Below are 16,056 nucleotides of genomic sequence, written 5' to 3'. Positions count from 1 at the left end.
CTGGTGGGCTTCGGGGCGTGGCGGGGCAGGAAGATGCTGGAGATGAGGCCGAGCACCGTCAGGCCGACGACCCACCAGAACGTGACGCCGAAGGCATGGCCGATCTTGTCCGCGACCGTCGCGGGCAGGTCGGTGCCCTCGGCGGCGTTCAGCACCCCGCCGTCCGAGCCGGGGATCCGGCTGGTGATCGCGTGCTGGAGCTGCACCGCGAGCAGGGCGGTGGCGATCGAGCCGCCCACCCGTTGCAGGATGTTGAGCGTCGTGGTGGCCCGCGGCACGGCGGTGGGCCGCAGCGTCACGTAGGCGGCGCTCATCGCCGGCATCATCGAGGCACCGAAGCCCAGGCCGCGCACGAACAGCAGCGCCCCGAGCACGACGGTGTTGGTGTGCGCGTCCACCTGGGTGAACGCGATCGTGCCGAGCAGGCAGACGGCCATCCCGACCGGTACGACGTAGCCGGCTCCGCGGCGGTCGGCGATCCGCCCGGCGATCGGCATGCCGATCATCGCGCCGACCCCCTGCGGGACGAGCGACAGGCCGGCGGCCAGCGCGCTCTGCCCTCGGGCGATCTGGAAGTACAGCGGCAGCAGGAACATCCCGCCGAACAGGCCGGCGCCGACCATGAACGTGGTCACCCCGGCGACGGTGAAGACGCGGTCGCCGAACAGGCGGAGGTCGAGCAGCGCGCCCTCGCGGCGCAGGGCGTGCACGACGAAGCCGGCCAGCGCGACCACGCCGGCGGCGACGCTGATCTGGACCTTCAGCGAGCCGAAGCCGTCGCCCGAGCCGGCTTCGGACAGGCCGTAGACGAGGGCCGCGAGGCCGGGTGAGATCAGCAGCAGACCGGGGACGTCGAGCCGGTGATGTGACTGCCCGCGGTCGTCGCGCGGCAGCACCCGCCACGACGCGACCAGCGCGACCGCGCCGATCGGCAGGTTGACGAAGAAGATCCAGCGCCAGTCGAGGTTGTCGACGAGCAGACCGCCGATGACCGGGCCGAGGATCGGGGCGACCAGCGCCGGCACACCGACGATGTTCATGACGCGGCCGATGCGCTGCGGGCCGGCGGCGCTGGCCAGCAGGGTCATGCAGATCGGCATGATCATTCCGCCGCCGAGGCCCTGGAGCACCCGGAAGACGATCAGGCTGCCGGCCGACCAGGCGGCACCGCACAGCGCGCTGCCGGCCAGGAACAGCACCAGCGAGATGTTCCACATCCGGGTCGCGCCGAACCGCTCGACCGACCAGCCGGTCAGCGGGATGACGACGGCGAGTGCCAGCAGGTAGCCGGTGGACACCCAGGAGATCGTCGACAGCGAGGCGTTGAAGTCCCGCCCGAGGGTGTTGATGGCGACGGCCACGATCGTCGTGTCGAGGATGGCCATGATCGCGCCGAGGGTGACCGTGAGCGCGAGGCGGCGCAGCGCCGGATCGATCTCGGTGGCATCGATCTCGGTGGCATCGACCGGTGCGGAGGCTCTGGTGGTCACCGCCCCCGCTTCGTGTGCTTGATCGGACACAGGTACTCCCGGAGCGAGGCGACGGACGGCCACCGGCTCCGCCGGTGGCCTGGTCGAGGCCCAGCATCCGTCGATAGTTGAGTAATGTCAAATATATAGTTGGCAGAACTAAAGATTTACCGGCGCGCTGTCGAACAGGTACCGTCAAGGAGTGATCGAATCGGCCGCGGGAGAGGCCTGGCGCGCCATGCAGGCCCTGGTCATGGGCGGCGAGGGGCACAACCGACTGCACCAGATCTGCCAGGATGTCGAACTCACCCCGGCCGCCCTCAAGATGCTGCTGGTGCTGTCCTCCGGGGCGCGGCCCATGCGCGACCTGGTCAGCGCGTTCCGCTTCGACCCGTCCTACCTGACGAGCGTGGTGGACACCCTGGAACGCCGCGGCCTGGCCCGGCGTGAGCCCCACCCGACCGACCGGCGGGCCAAGACGGTCACGGTCACCGACGAGGGCCGACTCGTGGTGGCGCGGGCCCAGGAGCTCATGGCAGTCCCGCCAGTGTCGTTCGGCGTTCTCTCCCCCGCCGAGCACGAGCAGCTGTTCAGCCTGCTCCAGCGCGTCCTCGACGCCGAACCCGACATCCCCGACGCGCTGCGCCCCCGACCCCTCACGGCCAGGAGCGACTGACCGGCGGGGCGTCGCGCCGGGGCGCTGCCCCTGCGTACCTACGGACGATCGGTGCCAGATAGTCCGCCTGGGGGCCATCGAGAGCCACCAGATCGGCCGGAGAACGAACAAAGGCCATCTGGTCCAGCTCCGGATCGCTACCCAGTGCCGTCTCCGCGGATACGAGGGCGTCGAACTGCTCGCGCAGCAGGGACGCGGGTCTACGCGGAGCAAGGAACAGGGCGCCGACGTCGCCGTCCTCCCCTCGAATGACCAGCCACAGCGTCAGGTCCTCGAGGGGTACGTCGATGCCGGTCTCCTCGACCAGTTCCCGAGCGGCATGTCGGCGCAGCGCGGCCACGTCGAGGGGCTCGTGGTCATCGGGCGGTTCGACGGATCCACCCGGCAGCTGCCAGCGACCGGCAGAAGCCGTCCACTGCGCCATCCGCCCTACCAGCAGGCGCTCGTCGTCGGTCGGCTGCACGACGCCGACGAACAGGAGGGATGACAGCCGCGAGCTGGCGCCGGGGAGTCGACGCAGGCCGTGGAACCGGTACGTCGTCCTCGCCCAGGCGAGGACCAGGCGGTGTGGCCCGTCCCAGTCCAGTCCGGCGCACGCCACCACCGGCCCGTCGAAAAGGCTGGGATTGGCCTGGACCGCCTCGTCCCACACGCGGTTCACGGCCAGCCGGTCCTCAGGTGACAGCCGAGGCGGGGCGGTTTCGACCAGGCGGAGCCGATGAACGTCAAGGAGCTCGATGCCGGCAGGCCGCGGGGACGGTTCGCTCACCGGACCATGCTGGCACGCCAGGAGAGAGGCGCAACGGGACGACCGGCGCGGTCACCGGGTGCCCGAGCTGTCGCGATCGGGCTGACAGGTGCCGGCCCGACCGCGACGGGTTGGTGGGTCAGAGCAGCTCGAGGATGGTGGCGTTCGCCTGGCCGCCACCCTCGCACATGGTCTGCAGGCCGTAGCGGATCCCGTTGTCGCGCATGTGGTAGATCAGGGTGGTCATGAGCCGGGTGCCGGAGCCCCCGAGCGGGTGGCCGAGGGCGATCGCGCCGCCGTTCGGGTTCAGGGCCTTCGGGTCGGCGCCGATGTCGGCCAGCCAGGCGAGGGGCACGGAGGCGAACGCCTCGTTGACCTCGAAGGCACCGATGTCGTCGAGCTTCAGGCCGGACTTCGCCAGCACCTTCTGGGTGGCGGGGATCGGCGCGGTCAGCATGATCACCGGGTCGGTGCCGGCGAGGACGGCGGTGTGCACCCGGGCGACCGGGCGCAGGCCCAGCTCGGCGGCCTTCTCGCTGGTCGTCATCAGCAGCGCCGACGAGCCGTCGGAGATCTGGGACGAGTTCGCCGCGGTGATCACGCCGTCCGGCTTGAAAGCCGTCCTGAGCTGGGCGAGGCCCTCGACCGTGCCGCCGCGGCGGATGCCCTCGTCCTTGCTGGCCACGGTGCCGTCGGCCAGGGTGACCGGGATGATCTGCTCGTCGAAGCGGCCGTCGTCCTGCGCCGCCGCCGCCCGCTCGTGGGAGAGCAGCGCGAACTCGTCGAGCTGGGTCCGCGACAGGCCCCAGCGCTCCGCGATCATCTCGGCGCCGATGCCCTGGTCCGGGAAGGCGCCGTTGTAGCGGGCCAGGTACCGCTCGCCGAAGGGGACCTTGTCCATCAGGGAGGAGCCCATCGGCACCCGGGACATCGACTCGACGCCGCCGGCGACGACCACGTCGTACTGCCCCGCGATCAGCCCGGCGGCGGCGAAGTGCACCGCCTGCTGGCCCGAGCCGCACTGGCGGTCGACGGTCACGCCGGTGACGGTCTCCGGCCAGCCGGCGCCGAGCGCGGCGTTGCGGGCGATGTCGAAGGTCTGCTCGCCCACCTGGCCGACACAGCCCCACACCACGTCGTCCACCAGAGCCGGATCGACGCCGGCCCGCTCGGCGAGGCTCGCCAGCACGTGCGCCGAAAGATCCGTCGGATGCACACCTGACAGGGAACCATTGCGCTTGCCGGTCGGCGTGCGAAGGGCCTCCACGATCACCGCGTCACGCATGACAGTCGCTCCTCACAGTCGGTACAACTACTCGCCGGGTTCTCACCGAGGATCCCGCATTGAAGATCATGGCGCCCGCGATGCCGTCGCGCCCGCCATCCGCGCGCAGGATCCCGCCACCCGTCCGGCGCGCGCGACGTGAAGCGATCGTGACGCCCGTAGCAGCCGGCATGACGGCAAACCGCTGGAAAGTAAACGTACACTCCCTTACTCTCCGCGGCCATCCTCCGCCCGGCCGCGCCGAGCCTCCTCACCGTGCTGAACGCCTGGCTGGCACGGGGTAATCCGGGTACCGAGCTCCTCCTCGAACAGGTCGACCATCGCGCGCCACGACCGCTCGGCGGCCCGCCCGTCGTACCGGATCCCGGGGCGGGTGCCGTCGAAGGCCGGGTTCGTGAACCCGTGGGCCACTCCCCCGTGCAGGATCATCCGCCAGTCGACCCCCGCGGCGCACATCTCCCGTTCGAACGCGAGACGTTGCTCGAGCGGGACGAACGGGTCGTCGGTGCCGGCGCACACCAGCACCCGACCGGTGATGTTCCCGGCGTCCTCCGGCCGAGGCGTGGCGAGATCGGCGTGAAACGCGACGACCGCCTTGAGGTCCTCCCCGTCCCGGGCGAGGTCCAGGGCGAGGGTGCCGCCCATGCAGAAGCCGACGGCCGCCACCCTGGCCGGGTCCGCCGCCTCGTGGGAACGCAGGACGTCGAGCCCGGCCCGGCCGATCGCCCGTGCCCGCGCGGGGTCGGCGCTCAGCTCGGCGAAGCGGGGGCCGAGGTCCGCGGGCGGTAACTCCCTGCCCCCGCCGTAACAGTCGAGGGCGAACGCCACGCAGCCGAGCCCGGCCACCCGCCGCGTCCAGTGCCTGACCTGGTCGCCGAGCCCCGTGCCCCCGTGGCAGAGCAGCACCGCCGGGCGGGGGCCGGACACCGTGTCGTCCAAAGCCAGCGCGCCGACCAGCCGCAGGCCCTCGTACGTGTACTCGATGTCGGCCGTGTACACGCGCCCTCCAGCTCTCGCCCGGCGCCCCGAGGTCCGACCGGGTCAGGTCCGTTCGCCGTCCGGACCAGCATCCTGGCCGGTTCCGTGCGCCGCCGGGGTGAGATCCCGGGAGCAGGTCACCGTCGCGCCGCGCAGCTCGTAGCTCATCAGCCCGTCGCACCAGGTCATGTCCGGGGTTCGCACGAGCCGGAGGTCGGGCAGGCGCATCAGCCGGTCCAGGAACACGCGGGTCTCGTTGATCGCCACCTGCGCGCCGGGGCAGCGGTGGCTGCCGTCACCGAAGCTCATGTAGGAGCCGACCGCCTTCAGCCGCCGGGCCCGGTCCGGGTCGAGTGCGTGCGGGCACTCCCCGACCGTCTCCGGGTCGACGTTCGCGGCCCGGATGCTCACGGCGAGCAGCTCGCCCTCCTTGACGGAGCCCACCCCGAGGTCGGAGTCCTGGGTCGCGCGCCGGTGCAGCATGGCGGCGACCGGCTCGAGGCGCAGGATCTCCTCGATGATCGCGGTCTGGTCGGCCTCGTCTCCCGCCGCGAACCGGGCGCGGAGCTCGTCGTCGTCGAACAGGTGCCAGGCCACCATCACGATGAACTCACGGGTGGTCACCATCCCGGCGACCGCGTAGGTCATGCACTCGATGAGGATCGCCTTGTCGGGGTAGCCCTCGTCGATCAGGTGCGAGATGACGTCGTCCCGCCGCTCCCGCCGCCGCGACCTGATCGCGGGGCGCACGTCCCGCAGGAAGAACCGCATCGCGTGGACCGCGGTCAACGCCTGGGCCCCGACGCGGATCACGGGATGCATCCCCCGCAGCCGGGTGCCGAGCAGGGTCGCCTGGATGCGCCGCGCCATCGCGACCTGGTTGCTGTCCGTCAGGCCGACGATCTCCGCCGCCACGGCGACGGCGAGCTGGTAGCTCAGCTCGTCGAGCTGCCAGCTGCCCTTCGCCCGTAACCGGGCGAGGAGCTCGTCGGACGTCCGCTCCATGACCAGGCGATGGCGGGTGCTGATGGCCTTGGGCGTGAAGAAGCGCGCGATCGCCGTCCGCCGCCGCCGGTGCTCCTCGCCGTCGAGGAAGAAGACCGGGCCGTGCTCGTCGCCGCCCACCTTCACCTGCTCGGAGCCGGCTCCGGCCTGCAGCATCGTCGCGCTGCGCAGGATGGCCCGGCCGAAGTCGAAGCTGCCGACGACGCGCGCCCCGGCATCTGCGCGCACCCGCTGCGCGGCGAGCGCCGCCGACTTGCGGTCGTCACGAGTCGGGTCCATCGGGCACTTGGGAAGTTCGGTAGTCGTCACAGCCGGCTCCAGACGGTCACGAAGAGGGGCGGAGGACACGAACGCGCGGATCACGATGGATGGCAGGGCCGGGCCCACGGCGCTCGCGTCTCGTCAGGCGCAGCGTAGCCCATTTCATGCACGGAGTCTTGCACGAATACGGGCCGCGGGAACTCCCCGTCCGACTCACCGCGGGACGGACCGGAAGGATCAGCTGGACGTCTGGAAGTAGTGGCCCTGGTCGAGGTCCTCGACGAGGCCCTGCCGGGTCGGCTTCCAGCTCAGCAGCTCGCTGGTCAGGTGGTTGGAGGCGGGGCAGTCCGCCGCGAGGAACGGGGCGAGCCAGCCGAAGTGGTCGCCGGCCCGCTCGGCGGGCACGGAGACCACCGGGACGCCGAGGCCGCGGCCGATCGCCTCCGCGACGGCGCGGATGGGCACGCCCTCCTCCGCGACCGCATGCAGCACCGAGCCGGCGGGGGCGCCGTCCACGGCGAGGCTGACGAGGTGCGCGGCGTCGAGGCGGTGGACCGCCGGCCACCGGTTCTCGCCGTCGCCGATGTAGCCGGAGACGCCGCGCTCCCGGGCGATCGCGACCAGGGTGGCGACGAAGCCGTGATCGCCGGCGCCGTGGACCGTCGGGGCGAAGCGCACGACCGAGGTCCGCACGCCCCGCTCGGTGTACGCCAGCGCCGCATGCGCACTGGCGATCCGCGGGTGGACGCCCGGGTCGGCGCTGTCCCGCTCCGTTCCGACCCGTCCGACCGTGAGCCCGAGCGTGCCCGAGGCGATGAGGAGCGGGCGGCCGCTGCCCTCGAGCGCCGCGCCGAGCGCTTCGATCGCCTGCAGGTCGGTCTGCGCCGCCTGCGCGATGCGGGAGAAGTCGTGGACGTAGGCAAGGTGGACGACTCCGTCGGACCCGGCCGCGCCGGCGCGCAGGCTGTCGGGGTCGTCGAGACCGCCGCGCAGCACCTCGGCGCCGAGCGCGCTCACGGTGGCCGCGGCGGTGTCCGAGCGGGCGAGGCCGACGACCTGGTGGCCGGCGTCGCGGAGTTCGGGGATGACAGCCGAGCCGATCCACCCGGATGCGCCGGTGACGAAGATGCGCATGAGGACCTCCAGAGGGCCGTCCGCCGCGGGGGCGGACGTGATGTCACTTGATGACATGACCCTAGCAGGCCATGTCAGCGTGTGTCATCACTAGAATCGCCGCATGGGGCGATGGGAGCCGAACGCGAGCGGCCGGCTCAGCGAGGCGGCGATGGAGCTCTACGTCGAGCGCGGCTTCGAGCAGACGACCGTCGCCGAGATCGCCCAGCGGGCGGGGCTCACCGCCCGGACGTTCTTCCGCTACTTCGCCGACAAGCGCGAGGTGCTCTTCGCCGGCTCGGCCATCCTGGAGGAGCACCTGATCGCCGCGCTCGAGAGCACCCCCGCCTCCGCGTCGCCGATGGAGGCCGTCGCGGCCGCCCTCGACGCGGCGGCGACGATGCTCGGCCAGCGGCGCGAGTTCTCCCGGCGGCGCCAGTCCGTCATCGCCGCCAACGCGGAGCTGCGTGAACGCGAACTGATCAAAATGGCGTCACTGTCCGGTGCCCTCGCCGCGGGTCTGCGCCGGCGCGGCGTCGCCGACTCGGACGCCAGCCTGGCCGCGGAGGCGGGGATCGCCGTCTTCCGGGTGGCGTTCGAGCGTTGGGTCGGCGAGCCGACCGACCGGGGCCTGGCCACGATCATGCGCGAGTCGCTGGAACAGTTGAAGGCCCTCACAGCTGCCAGCTGACGGGGCGAGGCACGGCCGGCACCTCGCCGCGCTCACCCACCGTGATCTCGCTGCCAGGATTCCCGTTATTCCGTGGGTTGGCGGTCGCCGGCCCCGGTCAGCGGGCGGAGACGGCTGCCGTCGCCGGCTCGGCCGTCCGCGGCGACGACGGGCGGGGCGCCGGGAGAACGACGTCCGACTTCAGGGCCACCTCGGGCTTCGAGGCGACGTCCGGTGTCGGGGCCAGGCGGCCGGGAATGGCGATGGCGACCAGGCAGGCGACGAGGGCGGCGCTGGCGCCGATCAGGAATCCGATGTGCATACCGGCGAGGGACGGCACCTGGGCCGAGCCGAAGGTGACGGTCATGTTCGCCAGGACGACACCGATCACCGCGCTCGCGGTGGACGTCCCGATGGAGCGCATGAGGGTGTTGAGACCGTTCGCCGAGGCGCCCTCCGAGGCCGGGACGGCCTGCATGATCAGGGTGGGCATGGCGGCGTAGGCCAGACCGACACCGATGCTGGTCACAACGCTGACGAGCAGGACTCCGAGCGGGCTGCCGGTGAGGCCGATGGCGAGGAAGTAGCCGGCGGAGATCACGGCCGAGCCGGCGAGTAGCGCCACCTTCGGGCCGCGCACCGTGATCAGCCGGCCGGCGATGGGCGAGACGGCCATCATCACCAGGCCCGCGGGGGCCATCCACAGGCCGGTGGCGAGCAGCGACTGGCCGAGCCCGTGCCCGGTGGCCTTCGGCAGCTGCAGCAGCTGCGGGCCGATCAGCGACATCGTGTACATCGCGAAGCCGAGCATGACCGAGGCGAGGTTCGTCAGCAGCACGGGGCGCCGGATCGTGGTGCGCAGGTCCACCAGGGGCGCCTCGACGCGGGTCTCCCACCAGGCCCACGCCACGAGGAAGGCCGCGGCCGTTCCGCCCAGGCCGAGGGTGGTGATGCTGGTCCAGCCCCAGGTGCTGCCCTTCGACACCGCGAGCAGCAGCGCGACGAGCCCACCGGAGAGCAGGACCGCCCCGGACAGGTCGAACCGGCCCGTGCCGCGCACCGGCGACTCGGGAACGACCCGCCAGACCAGGATCATCAGCGCGACGACGGCCACGGTCGAACCCCAGAACAGCACGTGCCAGTTCGTCTGCTGGGCGATCGCGGCGGCGAGCGGCAGGCCGAGGGCGCCACCGATCCCGAGGGAGGAGCTCATCAGCGCCATCGCCGGGATCAGCCGCTTCGCCGGCAGCAGGTCACGCATGATGCTGATGCCCAGCGGGATGATCGCCAGCCCGAGGCCCTGCATCGCCCGGCCGACGACCATCGGCACGAGGGTGTCGACCAGGGCACAGACCAGGGAGCCGAAGCCGAGCAGGAACCCGGAGACGAACAGCATGCGCCGCTTGCCGTAGAGGTCACCGAGCCGGCCGAACACCGGGTTCGCGACCGACGCGGCGAGCAGGGTCGCCGTGATCACCCAGGACGCGTCCGCCGCGTTCGTGTGCAGCAGCGACGGCAGTACCGGGATCAGCGGCACCATCAGGGTCTGCGTCATCGCGACGACGATGCCCACGGCGCCCAGGACGGCGATGATCGCGTTGACGGGCAGTGCGCCGTCCGCCCGGTGGGCGGTGGCCGAGTCGTTGTGGCCGGTGTTCTCGATGGAGGCCATGCCTCCTCCCAACATTCGTTGCACGATACAAATATATGTATCATGCATATGAAGCGAATGTCAGTGCATGACCGGGCGGCGTCGGTCACACTCCGCACAGCGACGCCCGTTCCAGCCCACGGGGCGCGACGGCCCGGAACCCGGACCGACCCCGACCCCGGGCCGGCCGACAGCGGGAGCCGATCCGACAGCGGGGCAGACGCCCCGCCGGCCACCCCGGCGCGGACTCCCCTACGCCAGAGCGGACACGCCCACACGGCCGCGGCCGGACGCCGGGAGCCCATCCCATCGGCCCGGGAGCAGCCAGGCGTTGCGGTCCACCCACATTGGTGGCATTATGCTGTCACTAAATATTCCCAATCGGGATAGGTGACATATATGGAAAGCACCCGACAGGAGTCGTCACGATGACATTCGCCGGTGACCCGGACACTCGACCGGTGCTCGCGACGCCCGCGCAGATCCTCGCCGAGGAGACCCTCCTCCAACTGCTCGACGACCCTGCCCTGAAGAACGTGCGGGCGGAGCTTTACGCCGAGCTGGCGGCGACACCCAGGGGGCAGACGAAGTCGGGCGCGGCCACCCTTGACGAGGCGATGTCGCAGTGGACGAATTCGCTCGTCATGGCCGAGATCGGGAACTTTCTGCCGACCCCCGCGCCGGTGTGGGGAACGGATGACACGCCGCGTGAATGGCTCGGCCACACGCTTCCCGGTGTCGGAACCTCGGGAGACAATCCCGACGCGCTCTACCGCACCACCTTCCTCGAGGGAGACCGGCGCTACGAGGTCGTCGGCCAGTTCGACCTGGCGCGGCGGCCCGCGCAGCTCAACATCGAGCTGCACCGGGGAAACAAGGTCAGTCCCCCGCCGATCGATCTCAACAAGTCGGACCTGACGCCGCTCGCCAGCATCACCGACCGTGATCTGCAGATCGCCGCCGACGGGTCGTTCCGCATCACCATCGGCCCGGAACCGGAGAGCCCGGTGCACCTGCTGTCGGCTCCGGGCAGGCTGACCCTCGGTTCCCGCGACATGCTCGCCGACTGGGATCAGCGCCCGTCCCGCATGGAGCTGCGCCCGCTCGACGACGTGCCGCCCGGCACCTTCGATCCCGAGGAGATCGGGAAGGCCGCCCTCCGCGATCTTCCGCCCTACGTCCGCTTCTGGGCGAAGTTCCCGGAACTCTGGTTCGGCGGCCTCAAGGGCAACAAGATCACGCCCGCTCAGGGCCGCAACGGCAGCATGGCGGGCTTCATGGCGGCGCTCAGCTGGGACCTCGCCGCGGACCAGGCCATCATCGTCACCACCGATCCGATCGGTGCCGCCTACACCGGCTTCCAGATGATGGACCCCTGGATGATCAGCGCGAACGGCAAGCAGGCCCAGGTTTCCCTCAACCGGGGCCAGACCGCGCCGAATCCGGACGGCACCTTCACCTTCGTGCTGTCACACGAGGACCCCGGCGTCGCCAACTGGCTCGACACGACCGGTCTCGCCGAAGGACTCGGGCTGATCCGGTGGCAGGCGGCGCCGGCCGGCGCAACGATCGACACGAGCACCCTCGTGCGCGAGTTCAAGGTCGTCTCGCTCTCCGAGGTGGACGCGTTGCCGGATCTCCCCCGCGTCACGCCCGAGCAGCGCGCGGCGCAGCTGGCCGCGCGGGTCGAGGGATACAACAAGCGGACCCTGTAGGGCCGGCGAATCCCGCCGGCCGGATTCGGCTTCCTACACATCCGGACCGCGGTATCCGGAATGCGGGCGCCGCCGCCGGCCGATGCCGGGGGCCCACCCAGGCCCCCGGCTCCGCCACCTCGCCCGGCGAAGATCCGCATCAAGGCGGCATCCTCGTCAGGCGTCGTCGGGCCTCGTCAGGCGCGGAACTCCTCCGGGCGAACAGGGGACGCGGCGGCCAGCGCCTCGATGGCGGCCGCGGCCCCGAGGTCCTTGCCGTACACCGGCGTGCCGGGCTGCTGACGCCATGATTCCTCCAACGGGCCACCGTCGACCGGGTCGAAGCCCAGGTGGTCGACCAGGTCGAAGACCGTCTGCTTCCCCGGCCCGCCCGCGCCCGCGACCGGCAGCGCGATGCGGCCCTCGGCGCCCTTCGGCCGGCCGGACTCCAGCAGGTGCTTCCACCAGATCCCGTTGAACACCTTTATCACCGGTGAGCCGATCTGCTCGGCGACCCACACGCTCTCCGGGGTGCCCGCCTCGATCGCGGCGATGAGTCCGTCCCGTTGCTGCGGGTAGTAGTTGTTCGTCTCGATCACCGGGGCTCCGGGCTTCGCGCCCTTGAGAATCCCCGCCGCAAGATCCGGGACGCGCTTCTGCGGGATGCTGATGATGACGAGATCCGCGCCGTCGGCGGCTTCCGACGCCCAGACAGCCGTCGCCCCGGTCTCCTGAGCGAGGTCGGCCAGGGTCTCCGGATCCCGGGAGTTGGCCACCCGCACCTGATGGCCCAGCGCGGCCAGCCGCCGCGTCAGCGTCCCACCGATCTGACCTGCCCCGATAATCCCGATCTGCATTGTTGGACCCCTCCGACAGCTCGAACACCGCGCCTCGACCGGCGGCCGCTGCAACCTCGCCCGCGGGCGGCGTGTTCCCGTTCACGCGCCAACGAGTTACCGGCGGCGGCGTTCTCCCGACCGGCGCTGATCCTGCTGCCACGGGGCACCGGTGCGGCGGGGTCAGAACCGCCAGCGGGTGGCGCCACCCGGCTCGACGGTCCGCAGCGCGGTGGCGGTCGTCGGTCCGACCTGGTACACGAACCAGGGTGGCGGGCCGGCCGAGGGAGCGCTGAACTCGGCCGTGAGGGCCTGTCCCGACTCGTCCACCCGGGCCGGCCAGCCCTCGGCGGCCCAGCGTTCGGCCATCGCCGCCACGGTCACCGGATCGGTGACCCGGCTCGCCCGCCCCTCGAGCACGACATCGAACTCGGCGGTGGCCACGCTCAGCGCGCAGCGCGGATCGCGCGCGAGGTTCCTGGCCTTACGGGTGCGCTCCCCCGTCTCGAACCAGAAGCAGCCGTCGGCGAACAGGGCACCGATGCCCGTGACGTGCGGGGCGCCGTCCGGATTGATCGTGGTCAGCCAGCAGGTATGCCGGTCGGGTCCGCCGGAGCCGGGGGCCTGGGTGATCCCGGCGTCGAGGCGGGCCTGGACGGATGCCCAGTCCAGCAGCGGGAGGTCGTAGAGGTCGGCAAGGTTGGTTGCGTCCATGGACACATGGACCGCGCCCGGCCCCGAAACTCATCGCTTACGTTCCAGGCCGGCCGTTCCAGGCCCGCCATCCCCGACCGGCCGCTCCAGACCCGTCGTTTCAGACCCGCTGCTCCAGACCGGTCACCCACGCGGGCGAGCGCCCGGCAGGGAGTCCGTGACCTTCAGTGATCTGCGCGTCGCCGACGCCCGAGCGACACCGGCAGTTTGGTCAGGTTAGGCTTACCTTCATTCAAAGTCTCCGGCGGCCCGGCCGGCGACGAAGGAGGTCAGGACCATGGCCACGACTGGTCGCACCCGGCCCGTTCGAACGCAGGCGGTTCTCGCCATCCAGGAGAAGCGTTGGATCAGCCCCGGCATCGTCCGCGTCGTCCTCGGCGGCCCCGGATTCGATGCCTACAACGACAACGCGTTCACCGACAAGTACGTGAAGATCTTCTTCGCCGATCCGGCGCACGGCCTGGAGCCACCGTACGACCTCGCCGCGCTGCGGGCCGAGCACCCGGAGAAGCTGCCCGCGACCCGGACCTACACCGTCCGCTGGGCCGACCCCGACACCCGCCGGCTGGCCATCGACTTCATCGTGCACGGTGACGAGGGCATCGCCGGGCCCTGGGCCGCGGGCGCCGAGGTCGGCGACCTGCTCGTCCTCAGCGGCGCCGGAGGCGCCTACCGCCCGGACCCGGCCGCCGACTGGCACCTGCTGGCCGGCGACGAGACCGTGATCCCCTCCACCACCTCAGCCCTGGCCGCGATGCCCGCCGAGGCGACGGGAGCGGTGATCCTGCTCGTCGACTCCGCGAAGTACGAGATCCCCATCCCCCGGCCCGACGGTGTCAACCTGCGCTGGCTGCACCGGGAGACGGCGGTGGCGGACGTCGACCCACTCGTCGACGCGCTGCGCGAGCTGCCCTGGCCCACCGGAACGCCACAGGTGTTCGTGCACGGCGAGCGAGGCACCGTCAAAGCCGCCCGACGCCTGCTCACCGTGGATCGCGGGGTGCCCCGCGAACGGCTCTCGATCTCCGCGTACTGGGCCGCCGGCCGCACCGAGGACCGGTTCCAGGCCGAGAAGCGCGAGCCCATCGGCCAGATCTAGCGCCGATCTGAAGCCGCGTCCGCGAAGATCGGCTCTGCGGCGCGGACGCGCCAGGCAGGTTCCGGCGCCGGCCGAGCAGACATGGCGATCGGCAGCAGTACGGACTCTCAACGGCTGATTACCGTCAGCAGGTGCGACGGGCGCGGGGTCCGAGGGCCGCCGCGCGGTACGGCGGCGGCTGTCACAGCCGCCTCAGCCTGGGTGCACCATGCCCGGCAGGGAACCCTCGCGGTCCGGGTTCGGGTGTGGTCGGGGTCAGAAGGGCGGTTGTTTGTCGTGGGTGATGTTCCACCCCGAGGTGGTCTTTCCCGATGATTCATCGCCGCCCTCTCCCGCCGCACCGGAGTTGTACCGCGGTTCGACATATGAATGCGGACGGGTGACGAGCGTCGCGCCGAACGGGCCCGTCCAGAAAAACATTCCCTTCTCCGACCATGTCAGCCGCCAACGGCCGGAGTGGTCAAGCCCTACATTTGGAACCCACTGCAATCAGGTGTTCTACCTGCGCTCCTTGCTTCCAAGATAATCGATGGCCTGTCGGGTAACCGATCGTGATTTCGCTGCCGGACCGTCGACGCAGGGCCGAAGATCGAGAGCTTGCAGTCCCCTGCCACCGCCGCGCGCCGCGACCGCCCTCACGATTCCGCGGCGCCACACCTATCTCGCCGTGGGTGGCGAGACCGAGCCGCCGATCGGACTACTTGCGCGCGATAGTACCGCAATGGTAACGTCGCTTCCGAGTCACTATCACGCGCTAGCGACGTGACATACAGGGCGAGGTGGGCACTTTGGATCATTCGACGCCAGTCATGGATGAGGAATGCGCGGCCGCGTGGCGGCTTATTCTCGACAAGTACTTCGGTGGAGCAGCCGGAAGGATAGACATCACCGAAGACATCATTCCCAAAGCGCGTGCCCACAAAATGCCGAGCCGCGAAATGCTACTCGAAGCATTCCCCTTTACCGAGGAGGAGCACACGATCCCAGGGCCAGAATCAGAGATCACCATCTCTGTTTTCACACCCATTGATCACGGCGACACTGGCCCGGGAATTTTCTGGATTCATGGTGGCGGAATGGTCACTGGCGACCGTTTCGGGGTTGTTCCGGCGCTTCGGCTTGCGATGGCGACCGCCGCCGTCGTTGTTTCCGTCGAATATCGGCTCGCTCCTGAGTATCCCGACCCCGCGCCCGTGGACGACTGCTACGCCGCTCTGCTCTGGACCTTTGATCATGCTGACGAACTCGGGATCGACGCCAGTACGCTCGTCCTCGCTGGCGGCAGCGCCGGCGGTGGCATTGCTGCTGGCACAGCACTTCGCATGCGGGACAACGGCGGGCCGAGCATCGCCGGATTGCTGTTGTCGTGCCCGATGCTCGACGACCGGATGCACACTGCCTCAGCCCACATGACCGGCGTACTCCCCTGGAGCCGTACCAGTAACGAGACCGGGTGGCGTATGCTGCTGGGGGATCGTGCCGGCACCGACAATGTATCCATCTACGCTGCGCCCGGCCGAGCGACCGACCTGTCCGGGCTCCCTCCAACCTTCATCGACGTCGGCACCGTCGATCTCTTCCGCGACGAGGACGTTGCCTTTGCCTCAACGATCTGGGCGTGCGGCGGCGATGCGGAGATCCATGTCTGGCCCGGCGGATTTCACGGCTATGAGGACTGCGCGCCCAACGCCCCGCTCGCCGTAGACACTCTCGTAGCCCGCGAACGCTGGTTGGCCCGAGTCCTCAGTCGTGCCCGTAGCCACGCCACCTAGGCCAACAGCCTTTAGGAACCTCCAGGTTTCCGCGACATGGCCGGAGGACAGGCTTGCGGCCTTAATTTCGACAGGAGTTCCGGAC

Annotated in this window: 15 protein-coding genes; 5 read left to right on the top strand and 10 right to left on the bottom strand. The window is 70.6% G+C overall.

Annotation, left to right across the window (positions count from 1 at the left end):
* Positions 1–1,490: DHA2 family efflux MFS transporter permease subunit (locus FMEAI12_RS19815; RefSeq protein ID WP_235014215.1), on the bottom strand; the 1,490-nt coding region annotated here is incomplete at its 3' end.
* Positions 1,491–1,671: 181 nt separating this feature from the next.
* Between FMEAI12_RS19815 and FMEAI12_RS19810 the strand changes: the two genes are divergently transcribed.
* On the top strand, positions 1,672–2,145 hold the full coding sequence (locus FMEAI12_RS19810; RefSeq protein WP_112107249.1) for a MarR family winged helix-turn-helix transcriptional regulator: 474 nt from the start codon (positions 1,672–1,674) through the stop codon (positions 2,143–2,145).
* Here FMEAI12_RS19810 and FMEAI12_RS19805 read toward each other — a convergent pair.
* The 5 genes from FMEAI12_RS19805 to FMEAI12_RS19785 form a co-directional block, all read right to left on the bottom strand.
* Positions 2,126–2,806 (bottom strand): NUDIX hydrolase, encoded by a 681-nt coding sequence (locus FMEAI12_RS19805; RefSeq protein WP_235014213.1) that lies wholly within the window; start codon positions 2,804–2,806, stop codon positions 2,126–2,128. The genes FMEAI12_RS19810 and FMEAI12_RS19805 overlap by 20 nt on opposite strands.
* Positions 2,807–3,032: 226 nt before the next feature.
* Positions 3,033–4,178 carry a thiolase family protein gene (locus FMEAI12_RS19800; RefSeq protein ID WP_112107244.1) on the bottom strand — a complete coding sequence of 382 codons (1,146 nt, stop codon included), beginning with the start codon at positions 4,176–4,178 and terminating at the stop codon, positions 3,033–3,035.
* A gap of 207 nt (positions 4,179–4,385) precedes the next feature.
* Positions 4,386–5,177, bottom strand: coding sequence for a dienelactone hydrolase family protein (locus FMEAI12_RS19795; protein ID WP_112107242.1), 792 nt, complete (start codon positions 5,175–5,177; stop codon positions 4,386–4,388).
* A 42-nt stretch (positions 5,178–5,219) separates the two neighbouring features.
* A complete protein-coding gene (locus tag FMEAI12_RS19790; protein WP_112107258.1) occupies positions 5,220–6,470 on the bottom strand; it encodes a cytochrome P450 in 1,251 nt (416 codons plus the stop codon).
* A gap of 189 nt (positions 6,471–6,659) precedes the next feature.
* Positions 6,660–7,556, bottom strand: a complete 897-nt coding sequence (locus tag FMEAI12_RS19785; RefSeq protein WP_112107256.1) for an SDR family oxidoreductase — start codon at positions 7,554–7,556, stop codon at positions 6,660–6,662.
* A gap of 103 nt (positions 7,557–7,659) precedes the next feature.
* Here FMEAI12_RS19785 and FMEAI12_RS19780 point away from each other — a divergent pair, with 103 nt between their 5' ends.
* On the top strand, positions 7,660–8,226 hold the full coding sequence (locus FMEAI12_RS19780; RefSeq protein ID WP_071062980.1) for a TetR family transcriptional regulator: 567 nt from the start codon (positions 7,660–7,662) through the stop codon (positions 8,224–8,226).
* A 97-nt stretch (positions 8,227–8,323) separates the two neighbouring features.
* Here the strand turns inward: FMEAI12_RS19780 and FMEAI12_RS19775 are convergent, their stop codons facing one another.
* The gene (locus FMEAI12_RS19775) at positions 8,324–9,877 is read right to left on the bottom strand and encodes an MFS transporter (protein ID WP_071062977.1); all 1,554 of its coding nucleotides are present in this window, start codon (positions 9,875–9,877) and stop codon (positions 8,324–8,326) included.
* A gap of 407 nt (positions 9,878–10,284) precedes the next feature.
* On the opposite strand from FMEAI12_RS19775, the gene FMEAI12_RS19770 reads away from it, so the two are divergent.
* A complete protein-coding gene (locus FMEAI12_RS19770) occupies positions 10,285–11,571 on the top strand; it encodes a DUF1214 domain-containing protein (RefSeq protein WP_112107240.1) in 1,287 nt (428 codons plus the stop codon).
* 176 nt (positions 11,572–11,747) lie between these two features.
* Here the strand turns inward: FMEAI12_RS19770 and FMEAI12_RS19765 are convergent, their stop codons facing one another.
* The gene (locus FMEAI12_RS19765) at positions 11,748–12,407 is read right to left on the bottom strand and encodes an NADPH-dependent F420 reductase (protein WP_112107238.1); all 660 of its coding nucleotides are present in this window, start codon (positions 12,405–12,407) and stop codon (positions 11,748–11,750) included.
* Between the two features lie 162 nt (positions 12,408–12,569).
* The gene (locus tag FMEAI12_RS19760; RefSeq protein ID WP_112107236.1) at positions 12,570–13,100 is read right to left on the bottom strand and encodes a pyridoxamine 5'-phosphate oxidase family protein; all 531 of its coding nucleotides are present in this window, start codon (positions 13,098–13,100) and stop codon (positions 12,570–12,572) included.
* Between the two features lie 277 nt (positions 13,101–13,377).
* Here FMEAI12_RS19760 and FMEAI12_RS19755 point away from each other — a divergent pair, with 277 nt between their 5' ends.
* Positions 13,378–14,199 (top strand): siderophore-interacting protein, encoded by an 822-nt coding sequence (locus FMEAI12_RS19755; RefSeq protein ID WP_071062968.1) that lies wholly within the window; start codon positions 13,378–13,380, stop codon positions 14,197–14,199.
* Positions 14,200–14,454: 255 nt separating this feature from the next.
* Here the strand turns inward: FMEAI12_RS19755 and FMEAI12_RS36675 are convergent, their stop codons facing one another.
* On the bottom strand, positions 14,455–14,619 hold the full coding sequence (locus FMEAI12_RS36675; protein WP_160144300.1) for a hypothetical protein: 165 nt from the start codon (positions 14,617–14,619) through the stop codon (positions 14,455–14,457).
* A gap of 359 nt (positions 14,620–14,978) precedes the next feature.
* Here FMEAI12_RS36675 and FMEAI12_RS19750 point away from each other — a divergent pair, with 359 nt between their 5' ends.
* A complete protein-coding gene (locus FMEAI12_RS19750; RefSeq protein WP_112107234.1) occupies positions 14,979–15,971 on the top strand; it encodes an alpha/beta hydrolase in 993 nt (330 codons plus the stop codon).
* Positions 15,972–16,056 lie beyond the last annotated feature (85 nt).

The sequence above is a fragment of the Parafrankia sp. Ea1.12 genome (genome assembly GCF_900465275.1).
In the GTDB taxonomy this organism is placed as follows: domain Bacteria; phylum Actinomycetota; class Actinomycetes; order Frankiales; family Frankiaceae; genus Parafrankia; species Parafrankia soli.
The sequence above is the reverse complement of the archived record's forward strand: the minus strand, read 5'-3'. Positions and strand labels throughout refer to the sequence as shown.

What these genes read in the sequence shown, in the direction of transcription:
- FMEAI12_RS19780 (WP_071062980.1), top strand. Translation starts at nt 7,660, where the DNA reads ATGGGGCGATGGGAGCCGAACGCGAGCGGCCGGCTCAGCGAGGCGGCG.
- FMEAI12_RS19760 (WP_112107236.1), bottom strand. Translation starts at nt 13,100, where the DNA reads ATGGACGCAACCAACCTTGCCGACCTCTACGACCTCCCGCTGCTGGAC.
- FMEAI12_RS19770 (WP_112107240.1), top strand. Translation starts at nt 10,285, where the DNA reads ATGACATTCGCCGGTGACCCGGACACTCGACCGGTGCTCGCGACGCCC.
- FMEAI12_RS19785 (WP_112107256.1), bottom strand. Translation starts at nt 7,556, where the DNA reads ATGCGCATCTTCGTCACCGGCGCATCCGGGTGGATCGGCTCGGCTGTC.
- FMEAI12_RS19800 (WP_112107244.1), bottom strand. Translation starts at nt 4,178, where the DNA reads ATGCGTGACGCGGTGATCGTGGAGGCCCTTCGCACGCCGACCGGCAAG.
- FMEAI12_RS19755 (WP_071062968.1), top strand. Translation starts at nt 13,378, where the DNA reads ATGGCCACGACTGGTCGCACCCGGCCCGTTCGAACGCAGGCGGTTCTC.
- FMEAI12_RS19775 (WP_071062977.1), bottom strand. Translation starts at nt 9,877, where the DNA reads ATGGCCTCCATCGAGAACACCGGCCACAACGACTCGGCCACCGCCCAC.
- FMEAI12_RS36675 (WP_160144300.1), bottom strand. Translation starts at nt 14,619, where the DNA reads ATGTTTTTCTGGACGGGCCCGTTCGGCGCGACGCTCGTCACCCGTCCG.
- FMEAI12_RS19765 (WP_112107238.1), bottom strand. Translation starts at nt 12,407, where the DNA reads ATGCAGATCGGGATTATCGGGGCAGGTCAGATCGGTGGGACGCTGACG.